The organism is Nocardia sp. NPDC019395, from assembly GCF_040632335.1.
Classification (GTDB): Bacteria; Actinomycetota; Actinomycetes; order Mycobacteriales; family Mycobacteriaceae; genus Nocardia.
The window spans coordinates 191,428-217,228 of record NZ_JBEYBT010000002.1; the positions used below are offsets into that span (position 1 = coordinate 191,428).

At 67.3% G+C, this 25,801-nt stretch carries 25 protein-coding genes; 11 read left to right on the forward strand and 14 right to left on the reverse strand.

Going from position 1 to position 25,801, the window contains the following annotated elements; all coding sequences use genetic code 11:
- Positions 1–12: 12 nt before the first annotated feature.
- Positions 13–459: an Lrp/AsnC family transcriptional regulator gene (locus ABZ827_RS09555; protein WP_357235083.1), complete on the reverse strand. Its 447-nt coding sequence runs from the start codon at positions 457–459 to the stop codon at positions 13–15.
- Positions 460–532: 73 nt separating this feature from the next.
- Here ABZ827_RS09555 and ABZ827_RS09560 point away from each other — a divergent pair, with 73 nt between their 5' ends.
- Both ABZ827_RS09560 and ABZ827_RS09565 read left to right on the forward strand, forming a co-directional pair.
- Positions 533–1,273 carry an AzlC family ABC transporter permease gene (locus tag ABZ827_RS09560; protein ID WP_357235086.1) on the forward strand — a complete coding sequence of 247 codons (741 nt, stop codon included), beginning with the start codon at positions 533–535 and terminating at the stop codon, positions 1,271–1,273.
- A complete protein-coding gene (locus tag ABZ827_RS09565) occupies positions 1,266–1,589 on the forward strand; it encodes an AzlD domain-containing protein (RefSeq protein ID WP_357235089.1) in 324 nt (107 codons plus the stop codon). The genes ABZ827_RS09560 and ABZ827_RS09565 overlap by 8 nt, the downstream gene beginning before the upstream one ends.
- 26 nt (positions 1,590–1,615) lie before the next feature.
- On the opposite strand, the gene ABZ827_RS09570 is transcribed toward ABZ827_RS09565, so the two are convergent.
- The 6 genes from ABZ827_RS09570 to ABZ827_RS09595 form a co-directional block, all read right to left on the reverse strand.
- Complete coding sequence (locus ABZ827_RS09570; RefSeq protein WP_357235092.1) at positions 1,616–3,205, reverse strand: DUF4173 domain-containing protein; 1,590 nt, start codon at positions 3,203–3,205, stop codon at positions 1,616–1,618.
- Between the two features lie 408 nt (positions 3,206–3,613).
- Entirely contained in the window at positions 3,614–4,639 is a 1,026-nt protein-coding gene (locus ABZ827_RS09575; RefSeq protein ID WP_357235899.1) for a HAMP domain-containing sensor histidine kinase, read from the reverse strand.
- 71 nt (positions 4,640–4,710) lie between these two features.
- A complete protein-coding gene (locus tag ABZ827_RS09580; RefSeq protein ID WP_357235095.1) occupies positions 4,711–5,412 on the reverse strand; it encodes a response regulator transcription factor in 702 nt (233 codons plus the stop codon).
- 181 nt (positions 5,413–5,593) lie between these two features.
- Positions 5,594–5,905, reverse strand: coding sequence for an SH3 domain-containing protein (locus ABZ827_RS09585; RefSeq protein ID WP_357235098.1), 312 nt, complete (start codon positions 5,903–5,905; stop codon positions 5,594–5,596).
- A 283-nt stretch (positions 5,906–6,188) separates the two neighbouring features.
- Positions 6,189–6,662 (reverse strand): hypothetical protein, encoded by a 474-nt coding sequence (locus ABZ827_RS09590; RefSeq protein WP_357235900.1) that lies wholly within the window; start codon positions 6,660–6,662, stop codon positions 6,189–6,191.
- Positions 6,557–7,321: a helix-turn-helix transcriptional regulator gene (locus ABZ827_RS09595; protein ID WP_357235101.1), complete on the reverse strand. Its 765-nt coding sequence runs from the start codon at positions 7,319–7,321 to the stop codon at positions 6,557–6,559. Before ABZ827_RS09595 ends, ABZ827_RS09590 begins: the two co-directional genes overlap by 106 nt.
- Before the next feature lie 65 nt (positions 7,322–7,386).
- Here ABZ827_RS09595 and ABZ827_RS09600 point away from each other — a divergent pair, with 65 nt between their 5' ends.
- Positions 7,387–8,766: an MFS transporter gene (locus tag ABZ827_RS09600; RefSeq protein ID WP_357235103.1), complete on the forward strand. Its 1,380-nt coding sequence runs from the start codon at positions 7,387–7,389 to the stop codon at positions 8,764–8,766.
- Between the two features lie 66 nt (positions 8,767–8,832).
- On the opposite strand, the gene ABZ827_RS09605 is transcribed toward ABZ827_RS09600, so the two are convergent.
- A complete protein-coding gene (locus tag ABZ827_RS09605) occupies positions 8,833–9,921 on the reverse strand; it encodes a helix-turn-helix domain-containing protein (RefSeq protein ID WP_357235105.1) in 1,089 nt (362 codons plus the stop codon).
- 337 nt (positions 9,922–10,258) lie between these two features.
- Positions 10,259–10,717: a nitroreductase/quinone reductase family protein gene (locus ABZ827_RS09610; RefSeq protein WP_357235108.1), complete on the reverse strand. Its 459-nt coding sequence runs from the start codon at positions 10,715–10,717 to the stop codon at positions 10,259–10,261.
- A 238-nt stretch (positions 10,718–10,955) separates the two neighbouring features.
- On the opposite strand from ABZ827_RS09610, the gene ABZ827_RS09615 reads away from it, so the two are divergent.
- The gene (locus ABZ827_RS09615) at positions 10,956–12,524 is read left to right on the forward strand and encodes a serine/threonine-protein kinase (protein ID WP_357235111.1); all 1,569 of its coding nucleotides are present in this window, start codon (positions 10,956–10,958) and stop codon (positions 12,522–12,524) included.
- A 43-nt stretch (positions 12,525–12,567) separates the two neighbouring features.
- Here the strand turns inward: ABZ827_RS09615 and ABZ827_RS09620 are convergent, their stop codons facing one another.
- Positions 12,568–13,035, reverse strand: coding sequence for an SRPBCC domain-containing protein (locus ABZ827_RS09620; RefSeq protein ID WP_357235113.1), 468 nt, complete (start codon positions 13,033–13,035; stop codon positions 12,568–12,570).
- A 16-nt stretch (positions 13,036–13,051) separates the two neighbouring features.
- On the opposite strand from ABZ827_RS09620, the gene ABZ827_RS09625 reads away from it, so the two are divergent.
- Positions 13,052–13,375, forward strand: coding sequence for a metalloregulator ArsR/SmtB family transcription factor (locus ABZ827_RS09625; RefSeq protein WP_357235115.1), 324 nt, complete (start codon positions 13,052–13,054; stop codon positions 13,373–13,375).
- 15 nt (positions 13,376–13,390) lie between these two features.
- Here ABZ827_RS09625 and ABZ827_RS09630 read toward each other — a convergent pair whose 3' ends face one another.
- The gene (locus ABZ827_RS09630; RefSeq protein WP_357235117.1) at positions 13,391–14,074 is read right to left on the reverse strand and encodes a TetR family transcriptional regulator; all 684 of its coding nucleotides are present in this window, start codon (positions 14,072–14,074) and stop codon (positions 13,391–13,393) included.
- Positions 14,075–14,186: 112 nt separating this feature from the next.
- Between ABZ827_RS09630 and ABZ827_RS09635 the strand changes: the two genes are divergently transcribed.
- Positions 14,187–15,683, forward strand: a complete 1,497-nt coding sequence (locus tag ABZ827_RS09635; RefSeq protein ID WP_357235120.1) for an MFS transporter — start codon at positions 14,187–14,189, stop codon at positions 15,681–15,683.
- Positions 15,684–15,843: 160 nt separating this feature from the next.
- Here ABZ827_RS09635 and ABZ827_RS09640 read toward each other — a convergent pair whose 3' ends face one another.
- On the reverse strand, positions 15,844–16,134 hold the full coding sequence (locus tag ABZ827_RS09640; protein ID WP_357235123.1) for a hypothetical protein: 291 nt from the start codon (positions 16,132–16,134) through the stop codon (positions 15,844–15,846).
- A gap of 215 nt (positions 16,135–16,349) precedes the next feature.
- Here ABZ827_RS09640 and ABZ827_RS09645 point away from each other — a divergent pair, with 215 nt between their 5' ends.
- Complete coding sequence (locus ABZ827_RS09645; protein ID WP_357235126.1) at positions 16,350–16,760, forward strand: hypothetical protein; 411 nt, start codon at positions 16,350–16,352, stop codon at positions 16,758–16,760.
- A 58-nt stretch (positions 16,761–16,818) separates the two neighbouring features.
- Here the strand turns inward: ABZ827_RS09645 and ABZ827_RS09650 are convergent, their stop codons facing one another.
- On the reverse strand, positions 16,819–18,468 hold the full coding sequence (locus tag ABZ827_RS09650) for a DEAD/DEAH box helicase (RefSeq protein ID WP_357235129.1): 1,650 nt from the start codon (positions 18,466–18,468) through the stop codon (positions 16,819–16,821).
- 751 nt (positions 18,469–19,219) lie between these two features.
- Here ABZ827_RS09650 and ABZ827_RS09655 point away from each other — a divergent pair.
- The 4 genes from ABZ827_RS09655 to ABZ827_RS09670 all read left to right on the forward strand — a co-directional run bounded on the left by ABZ827_RS09655 (position 19,220) and on the right by ABZ827_RS09670 (position 25,108).
- On the forward strand, positions 19,220–19,792 hold the full coding sequence (locus tag ABZ827_RS09655) for an NPCBM/NEW2 domain-containing protein (protein ID WP_357235902.1): 573 nt from the start codon (positions 19,220–19,222) through the stop codon (positions 19,790–19,792).
- A 326-nt stretch (positions 19,793–20,118) separates the two neighbouring features.
- Positions 20,119–21,315, forward strand: coding sequence for an NAD-dependent epimerase/dehydratase family protein (locus tag ABZ827_RS09660; protein ID WP_357235132.1), 1,197 nt, complete (start codon positions 20,119–20,121; stop codon positions 21,313–21,315).
- The gene (locus ABZ827_RS09665; RefSeq protein WP_357235135.1) at positions 21,312–23,219 is read left to right on the forward strand and encodes a hypothetical protein; all 1,908 of its coding nucleotides are present in this window, start codon (positions 21,312–21,314) and stop codon (positions 23,217–23,219) included. Before ABZ827_RS09660 ends, ABZ827_RS09665 begins: the two co-directional genes overlap by 4 nt.
- Complete coding sequence (locus ABZ827_RS09670) at positions 23,216–25,108, forward strand: glycosyltransferase (RefSeq protein WP_357235138.1); 1,893 nt, start codon at positions 23,216–23,218, stop codon at positions 25,106–25,108. Before ABZ827_RS09665 ends, ABZ827_RS09670 begins: the two co-directional genes overlap by 4 nt.
- Before the next feature lie 16 nt (positions 25,109–25,124).
- Here ABZ827_RS09670 and ABZ827_RS09675 read toward each other — a convergent pair whose 3' ends face one another.
- Positions 25,125–25,691 (reverse strand): GNAT family N-acetyltransferase, encoded by a 567-nt coding sequence (locus tag ABZ827_RS09675; RefSeq protein ID WP_357235141.1) that lies wholly within the window; start codon positions 25,689–25,691, stop codon positions 25,125–25,127.
- Positions 25,692–25,801 lie beyond the last annotated feature (110 nt).

Consider the following 25,801-nt stretch of genomic DNA (forward strand, 5'->3'; position numbering starts at 1 on the left):
GCCGGGCGTGGATCAGTCGTCGGTCTTGATCTTCTTCATGATCAGATGGGAATCCACCCGGGCGACCGCCCGCAGCCCCATGAGCTTGCCGGTCAGAAATGTCTCGAAGACCTCGGGGTCGGTCACCGCGACCCGGACGAAGTAGTCGGGGCGGCCGAAAAGGCGGTGGAACTCCACGACCTCGTCGTAGGAGGCGATGGCGTTCTCGAACTCCTCCACCGTCTGCAGATCGTTGATGCTGATCTCCACCGAGACGATCACCTCGAAGCCGCGGTTCATCGCGGCCGGGTCGACGCGGGCCCGGTAGCCGCTGATAATTCCGGTTTCCTCGAGCCGTTTCACCCGGCGCAGGCAAGGGGGTGGTGTCAGCCCCACACGTTTGGCCAGTTCGACGTTCGTGAGCCGCCCGTCTTTGCTCAGTTGAAACAAAATATCTCTGTCGACTGAATCGAGCTGCATATATGTCTCACAATCGCCGATTCTGATCAGATCCGGAAACCATATTACGTGGGAAAATACATAAAATGACCAGGTGAGCACGGGACAGACGACATCATCCGGCACGGCGACCTCGCCGCATCCCGGCGCCCCGCAGTCGGATCTGCGGTCGGCGCTCGTGGACACCAGTTCGGTCGGGCTCGCGCTGTTTCCCCTCGGGCTGGCGCTCGGGGTGCTGGTGGTGCACAGTCAGCTGGCCTGGTGGTGGGCGCCGGTGTTCGCCGGTTTCGTCTACGCCGGATCGCTGGAGTTCCTGCTGATCGGATTGGTCACTGCCGCTACGCCGCTGGCGCAGGTGGCGTTGACGGCGTTCCTGGTCAACTTCCGCCACGTCTTCTATGCCCTGTCGTTCCCCCTGCACCGAGTCCGTGGCCGGTGGGCCAAGGGGTACGCGACCTTCGCGTTGACCGACGAGGCATACGCCCTGACCACCGGACCGTCGGCCCGGAGCTGGAGCGGTAGGCGCATTCTGTGGCTGCAGGCCCTGTGCCAGGGCTACTGGGTCGCCGGGGCTACCGCCGGCGCCGCGGGCGCGGCGCTGGTTCCGGTTCAGCTGGATGGGCTCGATTTCGCCTTGACCGCGCTGTTCGTCGTGCTCGCCGTGGACGGTTACCGCGCGAACCGGGATATCCCGGTACCGGTGATCGCTCTCGTCTGCGCGCTGATAGCCCGGGTCCTGCTGCCCGGGCAGATGTTGCCTGTCGCGCTGGGGCTTTTCCTCGCCGCGCTGCTGGTCCGGCGAGTTCGTGCCGGGAAGGAGCCCGTCCATGCCTGACGCCGGCTACCTGATCGCCGCGACCGCGCTGTGCTCCGTGATCACCTGGTCGTTGCGCGCACTGCCTTTCGCCGCGCTGGCGCCGCTGCGGGCCAGCGGTACCGTCGAGTATCTCGGCCGGCATATGCCCGTCGGTGTCATGGTCATCCTCGCCGCGTACACCCTGCGGGATATCGCTCCGGCGCAACTGCTGATCACCGGCCCCGCCCTCGCGGTCACTCTGGGCCTGCACCTGTGGCGCCGCAACGCCGTGCTCAGTGTTCTGACCGGCACGGCGCTGCACGTCGCGCTGACCACGATCGTTGCCCACACCTGATCCGCCGGTGCCCGGCCGGCCTGTGGTTACCGCGCTCTCGCGCGGGCCAGGTTCCAGCTGTTCCAGGTGTCGTCGTCGAGTCCGTGCTCGAGCCGGGCGCGGAGGTCGGTGCGGATCGGAGTGGGCAGGCGGTCGATGGTGGGGACGATATCGGCCGAGAGGCCGGAAAGGTAGGCCACGTCGAGATCCTTGCCGTGCTGCCAGCGGTCGATGTTCTCGGAGGCGATGAGAGCCTCGGGGTTCAGTGCGGCGAGCGCCAGCAGAGCGGCCATGGCGGTGCCGATCGTCATCCGGGGCAACCACGACATTTTCAGGCGCAGGACGGCGACGATCACCAGGATGTACACGATCCCGAGCCAGAGTTCACAGGTCGAGACCAGGACCCGCAGCACGGTGAACCCGTATGCCTGCTGATAGGTCCACATGCGTCCGAGCGCCGAGGCGATGATGACCAGGGTGAGTCCGCTGATGGCGCACAGCAGCGCCCGCAACCACAGACGGTCCCCGGCGGTACCCCGGGCGGCCCTGTGCAATACGGGCAGGATCACCGCGAGAGTGAGCACGGTGACCGCGGACAGCTGCCAGAACCCGCCGCGCGCGTATTCGGCGTAGGTCAGCCCGGCGGTGCGCTGGACATAGTCGTCGCCACCGAACAGGGCCACCAGCTGCGCTGCGATGAACAGCGCGAATACCACTGTCAGCGCACCGACCGGCAGACCCCACTCCAGCCGGGCCAGCGTCCGATTCGGAACTTTCGTCTCCCCCGCGGGGTTCGGTGTCCCGGCGAGTAGGTACAGGGCGCCCAGACTTCCGGCACCTGCCAGCAGGAACACCAGAACCCAGCGCCTGACGGTATCGCCGTCCACACGCGGTATCAGCCCGTCGACGAACGCGGCGAAAGTCGCGTCGGCGCCGGCCAGCAGCGGTACGAACACTGCCAGCAGCGCCACTGTGACGGCCACGGAGACACCGAGCCGCCGCTGCCGGACCCCGGTGCCGTTCCGCAACCTGCCCTGCGCGGTATAAGCCCAGGCGACGGCGCCGAACGACGCCAGCGGGACGGCGAACGCATCATGGAATATGCCGTGCGCCGATCGCCGGCCCACAACCGCCAGCGAACCCGCGACCGCCGCCGCGGCCACACAGAGGACGAACAACCATCCGGCGGCCCGGAAAGTGCCGACCGCCAGCAACGCCAGCGCCGCGATCGCCCACCACAGCCTTTCCCAGCCGCGGCCCGGGCCGGCCGGCGCCCTCCGCTCCGGATCCGCGGCCCGGCGTGCGCGCCGATGGACGACGGTCACCGCGGCCGCCGCGGCGGATCCCGCGAGCAACCAGCCGATACCGGGCTGGTCGAGGGGGAGCGTCGCCGCCGCGACCAGCCCGGCGATGCCCGCCGCCGATACGGCGCCCGCCGGGTAGGCGACCCGCTGCCATCGCGGCGGCGGAGGCGGTAGGAACGCTCGATCCGGGTACGCCGGCATACCTTTGGCGTCGGGCGACTGCCAGTGCGCCCGGTTACCGGGGGCTGTGTCGACCGGTGTGTGCCGATTGCCGGTGGGCTTCGCGCCGGTCGCGGACTTCCGGGCCTTTTCCGGCTCGGTGGGAGAGACCACGGCCGTCTCGTGAGCCGCGGCGCGCGGCCATTGCGAAACGGTAGAGCCGCTCGGCGTCTTTTCCGCTGAGGATGCTTTCTCCGTTGGCTTTTCGGTTTCGGCAGGTGCCGTCGCCGTATCGCCCGGTGTCGTTGTCGCGGCAGATGCTGAAGTGTCCGCCGCTGCTGTCGTGCCGGCCGGTTCTGCGGTGTCCACGGATATCGCGGTATCGGCCGATTTCTCTGCGTCCGTGGATGTCCGAGTGTCGGCGGAGTCCGCGGGTTCCGCCGAACTCGTGGCGTGCTGCGCTTCCGTCCGCTTCGCGGTGTGGTCGTCCGCATCGGGTTGTTCGGGCATGGGGTCCCCTCCTGTGGGTGTGCGGTATCGCCCTGGGGGCTGATCGGCCGCCGGGCTGTGGAGATGGAAATGTCAGTGGTCGGTTGGTTCGGCGGCAGGCAGGGTCACGCGGATACGTGATCCGGGGTCGGCCACGGCGATGGAGCCGTGGTGCAGGTCGATCACCCAGCGCGCGATGGCGAGACCGAGTCCCGTACCGCCCCCGTCGGTACGGCCGCCGCGGGTGAAGCGGTCGAAAATGCGTTCCCGTTCCTCGTGCGGTATCCCGGGACCGTCGTCGTCGACATCGATGACGAGATCGCTGCCCGCGGTATGCGCGCGCAGGCGCACCTCGCCGCCCGCCGGACCGTGCCGGGCGGCGTTGTCCAGCAGGTTCAGCAGGACCTGGTGGAGGCGGGCGCGATCGGCGTATGCGGTCGCGGCGGCGGGCTCGACCTCGCTGCGGAAGCGGATACCGCGGCCGAGCGCCGCTGTCATGACCTCGACCTCGGCGATAACCTCCTCGAAAAGTATTGCGAGCGAGAACTCTTCGCGTTCCAGTGAAAGTGCTCCCGCTTCGATACTGGAGATATCGAGTAGTTCGGAGACGAGCCGACCGAGCCGTTCGGTCTGGGCGAGGGCGGTTTCGAGAGTTTTCGGATCGGGTTGCGACACCCCGTCCACCAGGTTCTCCAGTACGGCGTTGAGCGCGGTGATCGGGGTACGCAACTCGTGCGAGACATTGGCGATCAGCTCGCGGCGCTGCCGATCCGCGGCGGCGAGATCGGCCGCCATCCGGTTGAAGGCCTCGGCCAGCTGCCCGACCTCGTCCCGGGAGGACGCGCGCACCCGGCTGGTGTAGTCGCCGCGTGCCATTCGCTGTGCCGCGGTGGTCATCTCCCGCAGCGGCGTGGTGATGCCGTGCGCCAGGAACTGGGAGGACACCAGCGCGATGACCATCGCGGTCAGTGTGGTCATCGTCGGCAGCCAGCCGAGCTGCCATCGGAAATAGGCGAAGGCGAGTCCGCCCGCGAAGGTCATCAGGACGGCCAGTTTGAGTTTGATCCAGCGGATCCGGTCCAGCGGCCGCGGCGCGGCCGCCGCGATCAGTTCCGATATCCGCCGCAGCGTCCGCGGAATTCCCGGTTCATCGCGGCCGCCCGTGCCGGGTCGTTCGGCGACGTGGTCGCTCATCGGGCCTCCAGCGCGTATCCCACACCGTGGACCGTCCGGATCAGGTCGGCGCCGAGTTTGCGCCGCAGTGCCTTGATATGGCTGTCGACCGCCCGGGTCCCCGCGGCATCGGCCCAGTCCCACACCTCCTCGAGGAGGCGCTCGCGGGCGAGCACCGCGCGGGGACGGCGGGCCAGCCGGGTGAGCAGATCGAACTCCAGCGGGGTCAGCTGGGCTTCGACCCCGCCCCGCCACACCCGGCGCTGATCGGTGTCGATACGCAGATCGCCGACCACGGTGATCGCACCGTTCTGTGCTCCGGCCCGCTCGACCCGCCGCAGCAGGGCGTGCACGCGGGCGGTGAGAACGCGCAGCGAGAACGGTTTGGTCAGATAGTCGTCGGCGCCGACGCCGAGACCGATGAGCTGATCGGTTTCGTCCGTCCGCGCGGTGAGCATCAGCACGGGCACCGGGCCCTCGGCCTGAATACGCCGGCAGACCTCCAGCCCGTCATAGCCGGGCAGCATGACATCGAGTACTACGAGATCGGGTGCGAATGTACCCGCGGCCGCCACCGCGGCGGGTCCGTCGTGCGCAATCTCGACGGTGAATCCCTCGGCCCGCAGTCGTGCCGCAACCGATTCCGCGATCGTGGGCTCATCGTCCACAACCAGGATCCGCCGCGCCGTCGCTCCCCCTGCCGGTGCGTTCTGTTCCATGATCGGGGAGCCTAGCTACCCGGTGTGGAGAGGACCGGTATCAATTGTGGAGATTCTGTGTGCCCAGTGGAACCGCGCCCGCCGGGTGGGCACCTGCCGCTCCCGGCGGGCGAACGGTTCCTACGGGTGCCCAGTGCAGAGGGATCCGCCTACCGGAACACCACCGGACCGAGCAGCCGGATCACGAGAATTGGAGGCACGCGGCGACGACCCAGCCTTTGGCGCCATTCCACTCGACGGGGTACCAGACCCGCTCCGTCCGGCCGCAAGCGGTGTACTCCTTGCCGCCCACGGAGGCGTTGTCGTCGATCGTCATCACCGTCCCCTTGGGGATGGTGCCCACGGCCGTGGAGCTGCCGCTGGCCTCGGCCCGCACCGTGATCGTTTCCAGAATCTTGGTCTTTACCGGGGTTGCTGAGGCCGTCGGCGCGACCCCGGCCACAATACCGCCGGCCAACGCGGCAAGGGTCGCGACTCGTACGAGTTTCGTCATTGTCTGTTCCTTGTATTCATCCGGTCAATTGCCAGGCGGGAACCTAGCAGCGAGTGGCCCGGGTTCCCGTATCAGAGAAGTGCCGAAGATCGGTGGCGATTCCACGTCGATTGCCGGAGCTGGGATCACCGGGCGCCGGGTGGAATGATCGAAGTCCCGGCTACCGGGATAACCGCGCCGACCGCGACTACCTGCTGGGGAGTGTCGGCGAAGCCCGCGCGCGGGTTGCCGGTGTACGAGGGAGCCGGCACGGATTCGTGAGCATCGGCTCACCCGTGAAATATCAGGGGTTGTGGATCGCGACGGCGAGGGTGGTGTCGCTCTGGCCGTAGTAGACCAGCCATCTGCCATGGAAGTGGACGAGTCCTTCGACGAACGTGACGCTGCCGGACATCCCGTAGATTTCTTCGAAACTTGTCGGCTGGAGCCCTGATTCGCAGGTGTGGGTCGTCACCGTGGCCGGGTCGTCGAGTGCCACGGTGAGCCGGCCGCAGCGGTAGTCGATGCGGGCGCGGTGAAGTTCGCGCCGTTGGTGAGGAACACCAGGCGCCCGTCCGCGGTGGCACCGGGGGTGCGCCGACCTCCATGAGAGAGGCGTCCCAACGGCCGGGGTCGGCTGCCGGCCATGAGGTTGCCGACGGCCGAAGTCTGTCAGCTGCTTCGGCCGCGTGAGTGGGCCGACGTCAGCGCGGCGAGTCCGTCGTGCCCTCGCGGGGTGATGCGGATGCTGCGTGGGACGGTGCCTCGAGTTATCCAGCCGAGGTCGAAGAGCCGGGTGGTGATCGCGGTGCCGAGGGGGCCGGCGAGATGGTGGGCCTGCTCGGTCCAGTCCACGCAGTAACGCAGGGGACGCTCGGTCGAGAGCAGCCCGGCCGGGATCTCCCAGGCGGCCAGGGCGGACGCTCCGTCCCGGGTGAGCCGGTAATGGACGCCTTTGCCCGGCGCCGAAAGCCGGTCGCCGGTGGCCTCGGGGTGGTGGTGCCCGTCGCCTCCGCTGATCCATCCCGCGCCGATGAACTGCTGGAAGAGAGTGACACCGGCCTGCCCCGCCAGATGGCGATAGCAGGTTCGGGCCGTGCGCAGCGCGGCAGAACGAGTGTGCTCGCGCAAGGAGGTGATCGGGATGCGGGGCGCGAGCCCCGCGAGCGCCTCCAGGACCCCCTCGACCTCACTGCCGGCCAGCCGGTAGTAGCGATTGCGGCCCTGCGGCTCCACGGTGACGAGGCCGTGGTCCAGCAGTACGGACAGATGGTTGCTGACGGTGGAGGCGGCGGTCCCGGCTTCCTCGGCCAGTCGCCCGGCCGGGAGGGCACGCCCGTCGGCCAGGGCCATGAGCACACGCACGCGTCGCCGGTCGGCGAAGACGGACGCGAGCCGGGCGATATCCGGCTCGCCGCGTTCGGGCTCGGTGGTCACGGTCCGATTCTAGGAGCGAAACGCTTCGATCCGGAATGAAGTATTCCGGGCCGACGATCGTAGCCATGGACCGGAACCGCTCACGGTGGCCGCTGACACTCGCATTGTGCGGCGGCTACTTTCTCGTGCTGTTGGACGTGACGGTGGTCAACGTCGCGCTGCCGCAGGTCGGCTCCGATCTGGGCACCGGTAGTTCCGGGGAGGCCTGGGTGGTGGATGCGTATTCGGTGCCGCTGGCCGCGCTGTTGCTCGCCTCGGGGGCGATCGGTGACCGGCTCGGGCACCGCCGGGTCGTTCTGCTCGGTTTCGCCGGCTTCGGGGCAGCATCGGTACTGTGCGCGCTGGCACCGGCCATCGGGGTCTTGATCGCCGCGCGCGCGGTCCAAGGCGTCGGTGCGGCGCTGATGCTCCCCGGAACGCTCGCCCTTCTGGTGGAGGGCGCGCCGGACGAGAGCAGCCGGGCGCGCCTGGTGGGAATGTGGGCGGCGATCGGCGGTGCGGCCCTTCCCGCCGGACCGGTGATCGGCGGTGTGCTGGTCCACGTAGCGGGTTGGCGGGCCGTGTTCTGGCTCGGTGTTCCGGTGATCGTCCTCGCGCTCGTTCCCGTCGCCCGGCTTCCCCGGCCGCACGGAGACGTACGTCGGGACGGCTCCGTCGATTGGGCGGGCGCCGGCCTGCTCGTGGTAGGCCTCGCCTGCCTCGTGACCGCGATCGTTCAGGGCGCCGATCCGGTGTGGCCGACGGTGTTGCTCGCGCTGATCGCCGCGTGCCTCGCGGTCGCGTTCGTCGTCGTCGAGGGCCGGACGACGCATCCGCTCGTCCGAGTCCCGGAGCAGGCACGAGGGGCTCTGGTCGCGGCCTGTCTGGTGGCCGGGACGATGAACCTGTGCGTGCTCGGTGGCCTGTTCTTGCTGACGCAGCTCTTCCAGGTCGTCCACGGGCTCGACCCGCTGACGGCCGGACTCGCCACCCTTCCGGCGATGTTGCCCCTGCCGCTCCTCGGCACTCTGTCCGGACGGCTCGGCAGCCGCATCGGCGTATGGCGGACCAGCGCACTCGGCCTACTCGTTTCCGCCGCCGGTTTTGCCGGGATCGCGTACTGCGTCGACGGCGCCGGTTATGTCACCCTCTTGTTCTTCCTGGCCCTGTGGGGCTCGGGACTGGGTGTTCTGACCCCGGCGATCGTCTCGGCGGCGCTCGCAGCCACACCCGATTCGCCCGGCACGGCCTCCGGCGCGAGCAACACGAGCCGGCAGACCGGCGGCGCGCTGGGTGTCGCGATCTTCGCCGCCGTCGCCGGGAGTCCGGCGGATTCCGGCTTCATCCCGCACTCGATCGGGCTGTTCCTCGGCGGGGCTGTGGTTTTCGTCCTCGCCGGCCTGCTGTGCTTCGTCTCGGCACGAACCCCTGCCCGCGCCGGCAGTGCCCTGGTCTCCAGCCGCTAGCCGCTGATCACGACCACGCAATGCGCCGCGTCCGAGGGGTCCGAGCGCCGCGGTAGTCCGGCGGGTTCACCCCGGCGCGGACGGCGCCGGTTCCCTGGGTGGTGCGGCCGGGTTCCCGCTTTCCGATCGCAGGTAACTGCGGGTGAGAACCGCGGATCGGAGGCGGCAGAACCCGGCCGGTTCGGCCGGGTCGAGTCCGGTCAGCTTGGCTATGCGCTGGAGCCGGTAGTCCACGGTGTTGGTGTGCACATGCAGCGCTCGCGCGGTGCGGCGGCGATTGAACTCGGTGGCGATATGACATTCGAGCGTCCGCAGCAGTTCGGGGTGCTCGTCCAGCGGATCCAGTAGCGCGCCCAGCGACTGCCGGGCGGGGCCGTGGCGAGTGAGCTGGAATTCCAGGGCCAGATCGTCGAAACGGTGGAGGCCGCGGCGAAAACCCAGGCGGAGCACCATATCCAGTAATTCGTGAGCCTGTTCGGCCACCGCGGGGATTTCCGGGCCCGATCCCTCGACGGCGGCGGCGAGGACCGGGACGCCGAGCGCGTCCGAGAGCCGGACGATCAGGTCGTCCAGGGTGCCGGCATATGCCGCGGTGTCCGAGAGCAAAATGGTGCCACCGTTATCGGAGAACTGTGACAGCGCCGTGTCACCGTAGATCTCGGCCAGGGTGTTCTCGATGAGCGCGGCGCACTGTCCCGGGCTGTTGTGCCGGCGCGCTTCCGGGTCGTCCGATACCGGGACCATCAGCGCGAGCGCCGTATAGGTGGCGGTGATATCGAAACCCGTTTCGCGAGCTACCGCCGAGGGGCCGCGCCCTGCCAGTAGCGCGGAGACGAGAGTGACTGCGCTGCTCTGTTGTTCGGCGACGATACCCTGTAATTCGCTGAGGTAGGACCGGGAAAGGGTCGCGGAGATGGTGCCCAGCGTGTCGATTATGGCTCGGGTCGAGTGGCGCAGCCTCTCGAACGCGGCGTCGGAGTCGGGCGGCCGATCGGTCGAGGCGATACCGAGCAGGAAGCCCTGACAGACAGCGTGGTGAACGTCTTCCAGTGGCCGGCCGCTGCGCGCGCTCCGGACGGCGGCCTGCTGGAATCGCGGTAAATCGAGTTCGGGCAACGCACCGTCGAGGATGCTCTGGGCGGATTCGATACACATTCGCAGGATCATGAATTTCCTACTGCCTGAAGCTTCGTCCCGGAGGCAGGTCGTGCGTGCTTGCGCACTTCGCGCCGGTCTATTCGATGAATGAGACACCGGACCGCCCCTCCGAGAATTATCGATCTGAATAACGAGAAGATAACTCGTGAATTACGAGAATAACATTCTCGTAATGGGGTAGACATCCTCTCTTTGTAAGCCCCATTACCCCCGAAGTACTTATCGTGCCGCCTCGGGCCGGCGACGCCGGGCGTACCGGCAGGTGAATCCGCTTGCGGCCGCGGCTGTCCCGCCCGGCCGTGCGGCTCGGGCGGTCGGGTCGCCGTTCGGTGATCTAGTCGGGCAGCCCCGACACCCGTTCAACCGCCACCAGGGGGATCTCCCGCTCGGTCTGCTGCTGATGCGCGGCCATATGCGGGAACCGGTCCTCCAGCATCCGGAACAGCCGCTCGCGTTCGGCCCCGGTGGTGGTGCGCGCGGTGCCGGTGAACAGGTCGATACCCGCCGAGGTGGGCCGCTCGATCATGACCTGCGGGTTGGCCACCAGGTTCCGATACCACTCCGGGTGCTCGGGCGCGGCCATATTGGACGCCCACAACACGATTCGATCGTTACCGTCGATGAGATATCCGAGCGGCACGATATGCTGCCGTCCGCTGCGCCTGCCGACAGTGGTGAGTAGAACGACGTCGGCCCCTTTCAGCATTCCGTCCATCGTGATCTCCCCGCCGTTGGCGCGAAAATTCTCCACCACGGTCCGATTGAACGCAGGCATATCACTCGGCATCGACATCTGCCGGATGGTAGTCGCCGCCGGTGACCGGCAGTCGCAGCCGCCCGCTCGATCCGCGGGAGCAGGCAGGTAACCGCAGATCATGCCGGTCGGGTGGGTGCGGGGCGTGTCGTGATCGGGGAGCCGGTGTCCTGGGCCGCACCTGCGGGGCCGGGGAAGCTGAGGCAGGATCTACTCGGTCACCCGGAAAGGACCTGATCGCTCACCGGGCGGCCGGACAGATGCAGGAGGACGCGCGATGCCATTGCCGCTCGGTGCCGTGGTGGGCGGCTACCGCATACTCCGGGTACTCGGCAGTGGCGGTATGGGTTCGGTGTACCTCGGGCAACATCCGAGCCTGCCACGGCAGGACGCCGTCAAGGTCCTCAACGAGCAGTTGTCCACAGACCGGGAATTTCGCGCCCGATTCGAACGTGAGGGCCGTCTCGCCGCGGGCCTGGACCACCCCAATATCGTTTCGGTGTACAACCGGGGTGCGGAGGACGGCCGGCTCTGGATCGCGATGCAGTACGTACCGGGGACCGACGCCGCGCGGGAGTCGCCGCAGGGGTCGACGACGATGCACCCGCTACGGGCGCTCCACATCATTTCGGAGGTGGGTAAGGGTCTCGATTACGCCCACTATCGACGGCTGCTGCATCGTGATGTGAAACCCGCGAACTTCCTGTTGTCCCGGGCCGGCGGGGAAGCCGGCGAACGAGTACTGCTCGCGGATTTCGGTGTGGCCAAATCGACGGAGGACGATCAGGACCTCACCGCCACAGGCAAATTCGTGGCCACGGTCGCTTATGCCTCACCGGAGCAGCTCCTCGGGCAACCACTCGATCATCGCTCCGATATCTACAGTCTGGGCTGCTCCTTCTACCGGCTGCTGACCGGCCGGAATCCCTATCCGTCCGCCGTTCCGGCGGTGGTGCTGATGGGACATGTGCACGAGCCACCCCCGCGGGTGACGAGCATCCGGCACGATATCGCCCCGGAATTCGACAATGTTCTCGCGAAGGCGCTCGCGAAATCCCCGTACGACCGCTACAACAGCTGCCAGGAATTCGTTCGCGACGCGGAAGCCGCTCTCCTCGGCCGGATGCAGTACCGGGCCCCGGAGGGCGGGCCGCTGCCCCAGGGCGGCCCTTTTCCGGTATCGCCGCCCGCGGGTACCGGCAACCCGCCGTACCTGTTCGCTCGGCACAGCGAGGAATCCACCGGCGCGGACCACCGGCGGACCGGTCCGGATCCCGAGGTGCGCGACCGGCCGGGCAACTCGCGGACGTGGCGCCGGATGCTCATCGCGTTCGCGGTGCCGATCGTCGTGGCCCTCGCCGTTGTCGTGGGCGTGGTTCTGGTGTCCTCCGCCGGGTCGAAAGATGCCGGCGCGCTGGCCGCGGTGCGTTCCCAGCATCCCGAGTTCAGCGGCAAGGTGGTGGCGGCATTCAACTATGACCCCGGGCGCGTGCACGGAGGTCCTCCGTTGACGGCGATCCTGGCGGGTTCGCCGCAAGCCGAGTTCCTGAGTGATATCGGGTTCCGTTATGCGGACGCGTACCGGCCGGACGGTGACGAGGAATCCCCGCGGACGCTTCCGATCGCGAGTTTCCGGGTGGCGGAGCCGGTCGATGTGGTGATCGTGCTGCGGTCGGATGGGCAGAGCGGTTGGGGTGGGCTGCCGGAGGGGTTGGCGAAGGCGCCGGCCAGGCTGGTGGTGACGGGCGATGAGCCGTCGGTCGGAGCATTCCGGGAGTGGTCCGCGGACTCCGCGGCCGACCTCATCGACGGTGTGGTTCCGAAGATCTCGGAAACCCTGACCTGACCTGCGGCGTAGGGCACCGCGCCTTCGCGGGAAGTGCCGGTCGCTATTTGTAGAAGCCCTCCCGCAGGTTGATGCCGTGCTCGACCCATATCTTGAGGGCGGCCAGCATTCCGGTCCAACCCTCGCAGTTGCCGAATGCGCTCTTCGCGCCCGCTTCCGTCGGCTGCCAGGACGATTCCGTGATCGTCACCAGGGTGCGGGTGTCGTTGTCGATCGGTTCGAACTCGAATGTCGTGGTCGTGGCGCCGGCTTCGCCCGTCGTCGCCTCGCCGTCCCATTGGATGACGATGGTCCGGGGTGGGTCGGCCTTCAGTACACGTACGGGGAAGGCGCCCGGGAAGTCGTGGAAATCCCAGGTCACCTCCGTCTCTGTGGTGAGCCGTCCGCGCGCGCCGCCGGTGGTGAAGTACTTCGACAGCTGTGCGGGATCGGCGACGGCCTCGTAGACCTCGGCGCAGGGGCGGGCTACGCGGCCGGACACGGTGAAGGAGAGTTCTTTCAAATCAGACATGTGATAAATTTACAACATGTCTGCGGTTGGTGACAAGGATTCCGACGACCTCGTGTTCAAGGCGCTGGCCTCGGCGACCCGGCGGGCAATGCTCGACGCGCTCAGGGAGTCGCCGCGCACCACGGGTGGACTGTGTGAGGTATTTCCCGAACTGGATCGCACCACGGTGTTGCAACATCTTCGGGTGCTGGAGCGGGCCGGCCTGGTGACCGGCCGCAAAGTGGGGCGGGAACGGCATCTGGCGCTGGCCCCGATGCCGATCAAACGAATCCACGACCGGTGGATCGGTGAGTACACCCGCGCCGCCGTCGAATTACTCGATCAACTCGACGCGGAGTAGCCCGTGTGGGGTCGGTCAGCGGCGCCGGCCGGCGCAGGGGGCGTGCTTGGCGTGTTTGGCCCTGTCGACCTCGTCGTCGGTCAGGGCGCGGACCGGTAGTTCCTGGCGTGCGACCGTATCGGCGCGAATACCGTTGAGCGCGATGGCCATATAGCGCCGCCAGATCTCCGGATTGATCGGCTTGGCGAACTCGGCCAGACCGTCGACCATATGGATCATCGCGAAGAGGTCCGAGGATTCGATATCGGGTTGCAGGACGCCCGCGTCGTGCGCGCGGGTGACGATCCCGGCGACGGCCGGTTTGATCCTTTCGCGCAGGCGATGGAACCGATCGGTATCGAGGTCGAGTTCGAGAATGACCTCGCTGAATCCGCGGTTGATCGACAGGTGCCGGCAGGCGTATTCGACGAACTGGACGAGGCCGAGCCAGGGGTCGGGGTGCTGTTTGCTCGCCTCGGCGGCGTCGGCGAACTCGCCGAGGTGGTGTTCGAAGACCTCGGAGATGAGCTCGGTCTTGTTGGCGAAGCGGCGATAGACCGTGCCGACTCCGACGCCCGCGCGTTCGGCTACGTCGTCGAGCGTGATCTCGAGCCCGCGGTCGGCGAACAGTTCGCGGGCCGCCTCGACGATGCGTTGCTGGTTTCGTACGGCGTCGGCGCGCAGACGCCGAGGTGCGCGCAGGGTCGTGGCGGGTTTCACAGCCGCAGTCTACCAACGACGGGATTAAGTGGAGACACCATCTCCGTTATTGTGTTAGCGTTCATGCAAGCGGAGATTACTCCTCCGGTTAATCCATACTTCAAGGGGCGAGATGACTACCACGATCGATCGCGGTCCATCCGCGCAGGAAATACCGTCGGGCAGGCGCGGTTCGCACGCGTTGCGATGGTGGGTTCTCGCCGTACTCGGCGTCGCTCAGCTCATGGTCGTGCTCGACGCGACCGTCGTGAACATCGCACTACCCGAGGCACAGCGTGACCTCGGGTTCGACGACGCCAGCCGGCAATGGGTGATCACCGGCTACGCCCTGGCCTTCGGCAGCCTGCTGCTGCTCGGCGGCCGCCTCAGCGACCTGTTCGGCCGGCGCAACACCTTCATCATCGGCCTGATCGGCTTCTCCGTGGCCTCCGCCGTCGGCGGCGCGGCCGCCAACTTCGAGATGCTGGTCGCGGCGCGGGTCGGCCAGGGTGTCTTCGGCGCACTGCTCGCGCCCGCGGCGCTCTCGCTGCTCACCGTCACGTTCACCGAGCCGTCCGAACGGGCCAAGGCCTTCGGTATCTTCGGTGCCGTCGCCGGTACCGGTGGCGCGATCGGCCTGCTGCTCGGCGGCGCGCTCACCGAATGGGCCTCGTGGCGCTGGGTGATGTTCGTGAACCTGATCTTCGCGGCCGTCGCGCTGGTGGGCGCGGTGCTGTTGCTGGCGCGGCATGCCGGCGGCGTGCGGCCGAAACTCGATATCCCGGGCACGGCCGTGGTCACCGCGGCGCTGTTCAGCATCGTCTACGGGTTCTCCCATGCCGAGAGCGAGGGCTGGACGGATTCGGTCACCCTCGCGTTCCTCATCGGCGGTGCGGCGCTGCTCGGGGTGTTCGTCTGGCTGGAGACCCGGGTGGCCCACCCGCTGCTCCCGCTGCGCATCGTGCTCGACCGCACCCGCGGCGGCGCGTACCTGGCGGTGTTCGTCATGGGGATCGGGATGTTCGCGATCTTCCTGTTCCTGACCTACTACATGCAGCTGACCCTCGGCTACTCGCCGATCATGACCGGTGTGGCATTCCTGCCCATGGTGGCCGGAATGGTCGCCTCGTCCACCACGACACCGTCGCTGTTGCTGCCGAAGGTCGGGCCCAAGGTGGCCGTCAGTGGTGGTTTCGCGATCGCCGCCCTCGGAATGCTCTGGCTGACCCGGATCGGGCTCGATACCGGATACGCCACGCATATCCTGCCGGCCCTGATCCTGCTCGGCCTCGGCCTCGGTGGCGCCATGTCGACGGCCTTCCAGAGCGCCACCGCCGGCGTCCGGCACGACGACGCAGGGGTCGCGTCGGCGATGATCAACACCAGCCAGCAGGTCGGTGGTTCGATCGGCACGGCGCTGCTGAGCACGATCGCGGCCTCGGCGGCGGGCGACTATCTGGCCGCCCGGACACCGAACCCGGTCACTGTCGCGCAGTCGGCGATCGAGAGCTACACCACCAGCTTCGCTTGGGCCGCCGGTGTTTTCGCACTCGGCGCGGTGGTGCTCGCGATATTGCTGCCGAACACCCTGCCGGTCCCGGCCGAAGGCGAGCCGGTGCTCGCGCACTGAGCCGTCCGGTACACCACCGCCCGCCTCCGCGTATCGCGGAGGCGGGCGGTCGTGCTTTCCGGCTCGGAGTTACAGGTCTGTCGCGCAGACCCGTTCCGGGCCGGCGATATCGACCCCGGCCGTGCGCCGCACGGGTGCGGTGCGGCTGTGTTGCGGCGGATCAGGACTCCGGTGGGAGGATCGGTGAGCTGAAAACGTCCTCCAGCGGGGTCGGGCCGGTGTAGCGGCGGCAGTTGCACGGGACCCATTCGCGCAGGCCGTGGATGCCTTTGCGGGAGTTCTCGGCGTGACAGGTCCCGGCGGCGCGGTCGTGCAGCGCCAGATCGTGTCCGCAACCGCAGCGCGCGGGCAGTTTCCGGGCCGACCGGGTTCGCCGGAGCCCGAACCGGCCACCGGCCCAGCCGATTGCGATCAGGCCCGCACCGACCGCAAGGCTGAGAGGATCCAACATGATCCGAGTATATGTACACATGTATCGGCTGGTCGGTCCCGCGTTTGCCCGGGACGGGTCCCCACCTCAGCGGCCGTCACTTCAGCTCTCGACGTGCGGATAACCGATCCCGCACGTCGATGTGGGTAGGAGACCGGTAGACGGCACGGTAGTCTCCGCAGGTGCGTGGTGGGAGTAGAAGGTTTCGGCGATTCCTTGTCGCCGCACTGTTTCTGGTGACGGTCTTGTCCGGGTGTAGTCGTTCGGTATCGGGGACACCGCTCGCTTCGGAGGACAGCGGCCCCGCTTCCACGCCGGACTTGGCGGCGATCGCCGGGGAGTGGATCGGCTCCTACACCTGTGCGCAGGGCGCGACCGGGCTGAAGCTGACCGTCGACGACACCGGACGGACCGAATTCGAGTTCTATTCACTGCAAACCAATGTCGCCGCGGAGTCGGGCAAGTTCGAGATGCGGGCGACAGCCGACGGCGAGCAGATCGAGTTCGCCCAGGTCCGCTGGATCGTCCGGCCCCAGAACTACAGCATGGTGGATCTCGTCGCCACCGAGGTGACGTCCGACATCATGCGGGGAACGGTGGAATCGGCGGGGTGCTCGACATTCGAGGTCAGCCGGGATGATTCCTGACGGCCCTCGCCCAGCACGGTTTATATGGCCCGCTTCCGCGAAGGAGGCGGGCTTGCGCTCACCCGGCCGGCCGGGTCGCCCGGCGCGGGCGGCGGCCACGCGCGGACTCGGCGGTGTTCCCACCGTTCGTGCGTGCCGCCCCGGTCCCACGCTTGGCTCCGGATGCCTGGTTCCGGGCCGGCGAACCGGGCTGCTGCCGTGTCTCGTGGCTCGACGCTGCCGCCCGATTCCCGGAGCGACCCGCGGTATTCCCGCGTCGCCCGCTGGAGCCACGCGCGCCGGCGTGTTCGGCCGCACCGGAACGGTCACCCTGCCGGGAGCGGTTACCCGTGCCTTCCGGCCGGCTCCGTTCGCCCGTCCGGGTGGGTGCCGGCTCGAAGGCGTTCGACCTCGGCGAATCCGCGCGGGCACCGGTTGCCGTGCGCCGGCCGCGCGATCCGCGCTTGCTGCCGCGGCTGTTTCCGTTCGCCGCTCGGGAGCCGCCCGGCGCCGAGACGACGGCCGGGTGCGCTTCCGCCGGGAGCGGGGTGATCACCGCGCCGTCCGACAGGTCGGCGATGATCGGCGAATCGAGGGTCACCGGGCGTGGTTTGACGGTGATACCGGCTTTCCGCAGCAGCGCCGCGACATCCTTGCGCTGCTCGGGCAGAACCAGGGTGACCACGGTGCCCTCGGTACCGGCGCGCGCGGTGCGGCCGGACCGGTGCAGATAGGCCTTGTGCTCGGCGGGCGGGTCTACGTGCACGACCAGTTCGAGATCGTCGACGTGGATACCGCGCGCCGCGATATCGGTCGCGACCATCACCCGGGCGGTGCCCGCGGCGAAGGCGGCGAGGTTGCGGTCGCGAGCCGGCTGCGAAAGATTCCCGTGCAGGTCGACCGCCGCGATACCCGCGCGTGTCAGTTCGCCGGCCAGCCGGCGAGCGTGGTGTTTGGTGCGCATGAACAGGATGCGCCGGCCGCTGCCGGCCGCCAGCGCACGGATGATCTCCTTCTTCGCCGCGGCGCCCTCCAGTTCGAAGACGTGATGTTCCATCTTCGGCGGCGGGGCGTCGATATCGTCGACCGAATGGGTGACGGGTTCCCGCAGGAATCGGTCGACCAGTTTCCCGACGCCGTTGTCCAGCGTGGCCGAGAACAGCAGACGCTGACCGCCCGCGGGTGTCGCGCCGAGAATTCGCGTGACGCCGGGGAGGAAACCGAGATCGGCCATATGGTCGGCCTCGTCCAGGACCGCGATCCGCACAGCATCCAGCGATACCGCTCGCTGTTTCATCAGATCTTCGAGCCGGCCCGGGCAGGCGACAACGATGTCCACGCCCTGCTTCAGGGCCTTGACCTGCCGGTTCACCGGGATACCACCGAAAACCGTGGTCACCCGAAGCCCGCGCACGGCGGCCAACGGGGTGAGGGTGGCGGCGATCTGGGTCGCGAGCTCACGGGTCGGGGCGAGGATCAGCCCGGTCGGGCGTCCGGGTACGCGACGTTCGCCGGCGAGCCGGTCGACCACCGGGATCGCGAAGGCGAGGGTTTTGCCGCTACCGGTTTTGCCGCGGCCGAGTACATCGCGGCCGGAGAGGCTGTCGGGCAGGGTGGCGGACTGGATGGGGAACGGCGCGGTGATACCCGCGGCGGTGAGTTCGTCGGCGATCCCGGTGGATACGCCGAGGGAAGCGAATGACTGCGCGACAGCAGTGTGGACTGGCATGAAAGTATGGGCGCCTTTCGGCATCGGAGGTGATACCGCGACGTCCGATCGGACCGATGTCCGCGCCTATACGAGGTGGCGGCGTCGCGGGTCCCGACGCGAAAGGCTGGGATCAGATCCGCGACGGAGTACTTGCAGCTCGCCGGCGCAGGTACTCGGATCACCCTACAGCACGAGGGCGGCGGTTCCGGCGCCGCGAGCTCCGGCGCCGAGGCATTCCGGTATTCGACGACCGGTATTTCCGCATGTCCGCACGAGTATGCGGTTCGCGGCCGGACGCGACGCATATCACGTCGGCCCGGGCCGGGTATCGGGTTGTGGCCACTGATCACCGGTGGCATCGGGTCGGATGTTCCGGCTCCTGCCCGCCGGAAAATCAGCGCGGCCGCCGGCCCGGCGAATCGCCGGAAGTCACGTCGAACCGTTCGCGGGGTCGTGGACGAAATGGTCTGGTCCTATGTTGCTGAATTACTAATGCGCACCGCGTTTTTCGCGATTCCTGCGGAAAGGACCACATTGCCGGGATTACGCTGTCGAGGACGGAACAACTGACCTGAGCGCTCCAATTCCATACGCCTCGCGGGCGTGGTATATCTCTGCTGCGGCGCCCGTCCGGGCTCCGGCGAGTTCGTTGAAGAAGAGTGTGCGAGTGTCCAATCCAGCCGATCCCACCCGTGGGCAGAATCCGAGTCCTCACTCGCCGGCGCGTGTCGCGCCGGGCGCCCGTACCGGTGATCCCGTTCATCGAGTGATGCTCGTCTCAGGGATCGGTTTCGCCTTGGCGATCGTGGGCTTGGTCGTCACCCTTCTGGTCGGTTCCGCGTCGGGTGAGGCGGATTCCGATACCGCGCTCACGGAGACGACCACGCAGCGTCCGGTGTCCGCTCCGCCGGCCGCGGTGCCGCCCGCGGCGCCCGCCCAGCAGTATCTGGCCGATATGGCCCCCACCGGGAGTTCGGCGTACACCGGGACGATAACCATGAACGGTGTTTCCTACGCGCACGCGATCTATCAGCAGTTCAACGGCTGCAATACCGCGGTGAGCCACACCTACGACCTGAAGCGGGAATGGTCCCGCTTCTCATCCGTGGTCGGGCTGGCGGACGGCGGAAACGCGGAATCTGTCCTGCAGTTCGAGGTGATCGCCGACGGTAAGTCGATCTATTCGTCCGGAAGTGTGCGCGCGGGGGAGCCGCCGGCGGTGGACGTATCGGTGGCGGGCGTGCAGAGCCTGACGATCGGCTTCACGTTCGTGGACGGGAACCTGGAGAGTTGTGGTCAGCTGGGCAACGGTGTGTGGGGAGATCCGGCCCTCACCAAATAGAAGTCGGGCGCCGTGACGGAATCGGCCAGTCTTCCCTTTTAGCGGATGATTCCGCTGCAAAATACGGTTATCCGCTTCTGCAGTCTCGGCGATACTACGGACTGGCATCCACTCGGTTCATCGAGCCGTGCACCGGCTGGGAAAGAGGTAATGTTTCTGTTCCCGGCAGTGAAAAAGTGAATTCGGTCGGTTCCGCACCGATCCGGTGCTACAGCCGGTGCCGATTCCGCGCCGCGCGCTGCCCGACCGGGACGCACAACTGAAGAAACGTTCCACACATATGAATACCGCAAATGAACTGAAGCTCATCGAGTTAGGGGATACGGATGCGGGTGATGGTTCTGGGTGGGGACGGATTCTGCGGTTGGCCGAGCGCACTGCACCTTTCGGCGGCCGGCCACGACGTCACGATCGTGGACAGCCTGGTTCGCCGCGAGACAGACGATGAACTGGGTGTTCGCTCACTGACACCCATACGCGAACCCGCCGAGCGACTGGCCGCGTGGCGGGCGGTGAGCGGGCGGGATATCGAGCTGGTTCGCTTGGATATCGCCCACGACTACGAGCGGCTCACCGCGGTGCTCGAGGCCGTGCGACCCGATACCGTCGTGCATTTCGCGGAACAGCGCTCCGCTCCGTATTCGATGAAGTCGCCGTGGCACAAGCGCTACACGGTCGACAACAACGTCAACGGGACCCATAATCTGCTCGCGGCGGTGGTGGCGCTCGAACTGGATGTTCATATCGTCCATCTCGGGACGATGGGTGTGTACGGCTACGAAAGTGTCCCGGTGGATCTGCCCGAAGGCTATCTCACCGTCAGTTATCCGGGTCGTGACGGCAAGACGTATTCCCGAGAAATCCTTTATCCCACGAAGCCGGGAAGTGTCTACCATCTGACGAAATCGCTGGATCAATTGATGTTCCAGTTCTATGCCCGCAACGACGGAGTGCGGATCACCGATCTCCATCAGGGAATTGTCTGGGGAACGCAAACCGAGGAAACCGCCCGCGATCCGCGCCTGGTCAATCGTTTCGACTACGACGGTGAATACGGCACCGTGCTCAACCGGTTCCTGGTGGAGGCCGCGATCGGCTACCCGCTGACCGTGTACGGAACAGGCGGTCAGACACGGGCATTCATCAATATCAACGATTCGATCCGCTGTATCCGGATGGCGGTGGAATCGGGTGCCGCGGTCGGCAGGACAGTGCGGGTGATGAATCAGATCACCGAAACCCATCGGGTCGCGGATCTGGCGCGGCTGGTGTCCACAGCGATCGGCGCCGAAGTCCACGCGGTTCCCAATCCCCGGCAAGAAGCCGCCGAAAATGAGCTGGCGGCCCGCAACGACCATCTGTTGGAGCTCGGGTTGAATCCGATAGCGCTGGATTCGTCCCTGCTGGCCGCGGAATCCGAGATAGCCCGGAAATACTGCGACCGCGTCGACCCGACCCGTATTCCCAGCCACTCGTACTGGAATGAGACCCGTAAACACGTGGTCGAGGAGCAGGAGGTTTGAGCGAAGACGATAAGGATCCGGCCGGTGGTGCACCGGATAACGGGTCGCGGAAATCCGAGCCCGAGTACTTCCCTGGGGAGCGCGGGCGTACCGTTCCGCGCTCCGCCTGGTGGATTCTCGGGATCGCGCTCGTTGTCCTGCTCGCTTTCGTGATCGTCCGGCCGACCTGGTTCACCCAGGATTACGACGACACCAGTCTCCACGTGCCCGCGGAGCGCCATTTCGACCGGACACTCGCCGGGCTCGGCTACGCCGACGGTGCCTGGCTCGGCGACGAATCGCCTTCGCTCAGTTTTCCGGTCACCCTGCCGGTCGATTCCGGGCGTGAGCAGACCCGGCTCCACCTGCGCGGATCCACGCAGGTCGCGCAGGACAGCACGGTGTTCCTGGCAGTCGAGGTGAACGGCCGGCAGGTCTATCGCAGTGAACTCGCCCGTGGAGACAACGAGCTCGATGTGCTGGTGGACGTGCCCCAGTACCTGGCCGTGGACGGACAGCTCCGAGTCCGCGTGCATACCGAGGGCATGCTGAACAACCAGGTCTGTGTGAACGACCGCTCCGCCGGCATGCGGATCCACCTCGACCCGGAAACCGTGGTCGAAGCCGCTCTCGACGAGCCGATTCACACCATCCGTGACGCGGTGGCGTCCTGGGACCGCCGGCTGACGGTCGTGCTCGCCGACCAGAGCGATACCTGGCGCACCACCGCCGCGCAGCTCGGGGTGACGCTGACCCGTGCCGGATATCAGGTGGACTTCGCCGACCGGCTCCCGGAGTCCGATGAGCACAGCGTGCTGCTGGTCGGTCCGCCCCAGCAGCTGACCGAGCTCACCGGCTGGGACGCCGGTGACCCGGCCGGGAACGGGATCGCACTGGGTACCGTTACCGACACTCCCGTCGTCGGGGTGATCGAGCCGGACGGGAGCCTGATCGGGAATTTCCTGACCGAACCGGTGTCGGGCACGGCGGATTCCGCCGGTAGCGCACCCCGCGCCCTGGCCACACCGCCGATTACCGGAGATCAGGTGGGCCTGGAAGCGTTCGGCGCGGATATGTCGGTCACGCAGGTCGCCGAATCCCATCGATGGCGGGCCGGTTATTCACTCGCCGACCTCCCCGGCGGGCGCCTGCCCCGCGCTGTCCGGGTGGGGTTCCGATTGCCCGCCTCGCCCGATGATCTCACCTGGGTGCTGAACGTCGAACTGAACGGGCAACTGCTCGACAGCCGGCGGCTCGACAGGTCCGGGGGAGAGGTGGTCATCCCGCTGCCCGCCGGGGCCCATTTGCTGGACAATCAGCTGACGTTGACCGTTCAACGGGATCGTGACCTCGGCGGCTGCGATGTCCGCGTCACCAGCTACCCGATTCAGCTGACCGGCGTATCCGCGCTGGAACTGGGCGATGAAACGGCGCCCGGGTTCACGGGCCTGCCCCGCGATCTTGCCCCAGGTTTCTCGGTCTATGTACCCGAGGCTGCGGGCGCGGATATCTCGAGCCTGCTGGACGCGACCGTTCCGGTGCTGAGCGAATTCGTTCCGGCGCAGTACAGTCCCACGTTCCGCTGGAACACCCAACCGGCGCCCGGGCAACCGTTCGTGCTGGTCGGGCAGAGTCCCGAGGTGAACCCGCCGGTGAGCGTCCGGGACGGGCGGCTGGTGGCTGGCCCGGGACAGCCGGCGCTGGATATCTCGTCGTTCGACAACGGGATCGTGGTCGACCGTGCCACCAGCCGCGGCGGTGCCGCCGGGCTCGTCATCCAACCGGTCGGCGATATCGGACCTGTGCCGCTACCCGCATTCGGCCCGGAGTCCGCCCAGGTGGTGACTGCCCAGGGCAGTTTCGCCGTCAACGCCGACGGTAGCGTCGCAACGGCCGGACCCGGACGCACGGACCGGCCCCGATGATCGACGTGCACACCCCGGCCCAGTCGCCGATCAGCGACTATTTTCGTTCCGTCGACAGCGCACCCGCCGAGTACGCCGTGGACCGGCCGGCCGCCGCCGCCAACGGCTTCCTGATCACCTTCGCCGGTCTCAGCGTTCTGGCGATGTGCCTGCGTACCTGGCTGGTCCATGCCGAATATCTGATCCGGCCGGCCGATTTGATCTTCTTCGCCTCCGATCGCGGGGATGTCGCCGTCCCGACGCGGCTGTTCATCGTCATCTTCTTCGTGACGTACGCCTTCTACGCCTACTCGAACGTCTGGCGCCGGGTGTTCCTCGGGGTGGCGCTGCTGTGGAAATTCGCCGTGTTCTGTGTTTTCGCCGATTTCGTCGGCTGGGCCCTCGATCACCTCGAGCTCGTCTCGATCCCGGTGCTCGGCCTGCAGGCGGCGTCGGGTCTCATGGCCCTGGGCGTATTTCCGCATACGATTCTGAAGCAGGCGCAGTTACCCGATCGCGGGCCGCCACCGCTGAACCCCAAGACACCACCGGCAGCGTATTTCACCTTGTTCGCCTGTCTGACGGTCGCGTGCCTGGGTGCCGTCGCGGCGATGCAGATTTTCTTCGGCGCGGTCGTCACCATGCGGGCGTGGGCACTGCTCGGCGGTATCGGCCCCGGAGTCTTCCTGGTCCAGCAGATCTTCGCGGTGACGACCGCGCTGTTCGGGTGGCGCATGCTGCGCCGGTCCCGCCGCGCCGAATTCGCGCCACCGGTCGCGGTACTCGTGCCCGCCCACAACGAAGCGCACGATATCGCCGCCACCATCGCCTCGGTCGATCGCGCGGCACGCACCTATACGGGCCGGATCCACCTCTATATCGTCGACAACGCGTCGACCGACGACACCGCCGTGGTCGCGCGGCAAGCGATCAGCGAGTGCACCGCTATCACCGGTGAACTGCTCGACTGTCCCAAACCCGGTAAGGCGATCGCCCTGAACCTGGGGATTCAGCGGATCACCGAGGATTTCGTGGTGCGGATCGACGCCGATACGGTGATCGGTCCCGGATGCTTGCAAACCGCCATGCGGCATTTCGCGAACCCGCGGGTGGGTTCGGTGGGTGGTATGCCGATGCCCGCCGAGGAGAAGACCTGGATCGACAAGGTCCGGCTGGTGGAGGTCCTCATGCGGCACGGTTTCTTCCAGGTCTCCCTGGACGGTTACCAGGGGGTGCTGGGCGTTCCGGGGATGTTCGCGATCTACCGGCAGAGCGCCCTGCGCAAGGTCGGCGGAATGGTGGAGGGCATGAACGGTGAGGACACCGATATCTGTATCCGGCTCACCGCCGCGGGCTTTCACACCCTCGCCGACCCGAAAGCGATCTACTACAGCGAGACCCCGCTGTCCTATGCGCATCTCCGCGAACAGCGGGTTCGCTGGTTCCGCAGTATCTATCACATCACCGCCCACAACCGGTCGACCCTGCTGGACCGGCGATCGATGACGGGAACCTTCGTCCTGCCGTTCCAGCTGGTCAACGCCGCCCGCCGGGCGATGCTGGCCCCGCTGCTGCTGTTCGCACTCATCGCCCAGGTCGGCTTCCAGGCGATTTTCACCGGTATGCGCTGGGAGCCGGTCCTGGCCACCGTGCTGGGGATGCCGCTGATCATGACCGTGTTCATCTGCCTGCTGCTACGGCCGAGCGCGCTGAAATATGTCCCGGCCTACCTGTGCTTCCGGGTACTGCGCAGCTACTTCACCCTCGCCGCCGCGCTGAGCCTGGTCTACCCGCCGCTACATCCTGGTGTGCCCGGACGAGTCCGGGCGTTCCTGCGGCCCGTGCGCGAGTATTCACGTACGCGCCGGGGCGGTACGGCGGTCGTCCCGGCCGAAACCGCGTCCGGCTGATGAATGTCGTTGTCGCCTACGGTGGTCCGCTCCGGATCTGATCCGAGCCGGCGCTACCCGCTCGTATCCGCGCCCCCTGGCCGAGATCGAGGGTCCAGGTCTGTCCCATCAGGTCCCGGCCGAAGCTGTGGTGCGGTTCCTCGCCGGCGAGAGTGAATCCGGCTGCCTGGTAGATCCTGCGCGCGGACGTCAGGACATCGTTGGTCCAGAGCGTGATCCGCTCGTATCCGGTGTCCCGGGCGAAAGCTACGCACTCGCCGACGAGGCGCGTGCCCACGCCCAGGCCGCGCCCGGCGGGGGTGACCAGCAGGATTCGCAATTTCGCCACCCCGGGTGCCTCGTCGGCGACGCAGAAGATGCACCCGGCCCGCCGCCCGTCGACCTCGGCGATCCAGGCTGCTTCCCGGGTGGGGTCGTGGCAGGTCGCGTATCCGGCCACGATCTGGGCGACCAATGCCTCGAAATCGGTGTTCCAGCCGAACTGTTCGGCGTAGATCTCACCATGGGCCATCACGATCCAGCCCATATCACCAGGGTTCTCGGCCCGGCGAACGACGACCCGGTGCTGGTCCGGTGGAGACATGAAGCCCCCCTTCTCCGCGCAATCCACTGAGACGACTGTTTCAGTACCGACAGGCTACCGCTGCTGTCACGGGAAGCGACAGACCCATCTTTCGCTGTGGGCGGAACCGC

Bases quoted from the DNA above. Each gene is read 5' to 3' on its own strand.
- ABZ827_RS09620 (WP_357235113.1), bottom strand. From the start codon at position 13,035: ATGTCTGATTTGAAAGAACTCTCCTTCACCGTGTCCGGCCGCGTAGCC.
- ABZ827_RS09625 (WP_357235115.1), top strand. From the start codon at position 13,052: ATGTCTGCGGTTGGTGACAAGGATTCCGACGACCTCGTGTTCAAGGCG.
- ABZ827_RS09635 (WP_357235120.1), top strand. From the start codon at position 14,187: ATGACTACCACGATCGATCGCGGTCCATCCGCGCAGGAAATACCGTCG.
- ABZ827_RS09580 (WP_357235095.1), bottom strand. From the start codon at position 5,412: ATGGAACAGAACGCACCGGCAGGGGGAGCGACGGCGCGGCGGATCCTG.
- ABZ827_RS09675 (WP_357235141.1), bottom strand. From the start codon at position 25,691: ATGTCTCCACCGGACCAGCACCGGGTCGTCGTTCGCCGGGCCGAGAAC.
- ABZ827_RS09610 (WP_357235108.1), bottom strand. From the start codon at position 10,717: ATGTCGATGCCGAGTGATATGCCTGCGTTCAATCGGACCGTGGTGGAG.
- ABZ827_RS09640 (WP_357235123.1), bottom strand. From the start codon at position 16,134: ATGTTGGATCCTCTCAGCCTTGCGGTCGGTGCGGGCCTGATCGCAATC.
- ABZ827_RS09660 (WP_357235132.1), top strand. From the start codon at position 20,119: ATGCGGGTGATGGTTCTGGGTGGGGACGGATTCTGCGGTTGGCCGAGC.
- ABZ827_RS09655 (WP_357235902.1), top strand. From the start codon at position 19,220: ATGCTCGTCTCAGGGATCGGTTTCGCCTTGGCGATCGTGGGCTTGGTC.
- ABZ827_RS09605 (WP_357235105.1), bottom strand. From the start codon at position 9,921: ATGTGTATCGAATCCGCCCAGAGCATCCTCGACGGTGCGTTGCCCGAA.
- ABZ827_RS09585 (WP_357235098.1), bottom strand. From the start codon at position 5,905: ATGACGAAACTCGTACGAGTCGCGACCCTTGCCGCGTTGGCCGGCGGT.
- ABZ827_RS09555 (WP_357235083.1), bottom strand. From the start codon at position 459: ATGCAGCTCGATTCAGTCGACAGAGATATTTTGTTTCAACTGAGCAAA.
- ABZ827_RS09600 (WP_357235103.1), top strand. From the start codon at position 7,387: ATGGACCGGAACCGCTCACGGTGGCCGCTGACACTCGCATTGTGCGGC.
- ABZ827_RS09565 (WP_357235089.1), top strand. From the start codon at position 1,266: ATGCCTGACGCCGGCTACCTGATCGCCGCGACCGCGCTGTGCTCCGTG.
- ABZ827_RS09670 (WP_357235138.1), top strand. From the start codon at position 23,216: ATGATCGACGTGCACACCCCGGCCCAGTCGCCGATCAGCGACTATTTT.
- ABZ827_RS09650 (WP_357235129.1), bottom strand. From the start codon at position 18,468: ATGCCAGTCCACACTGCTGTCGCGCAGTCATTCGCTTCCCTCGGCGTA.
- ABZ827_RS09615 (WP_357235111.1), top strand. From the start codon at position 10,956: ATGCCATTGCCGCTCGGTGCCGTGGTGGGCGGCTACCGCATACTCCGG.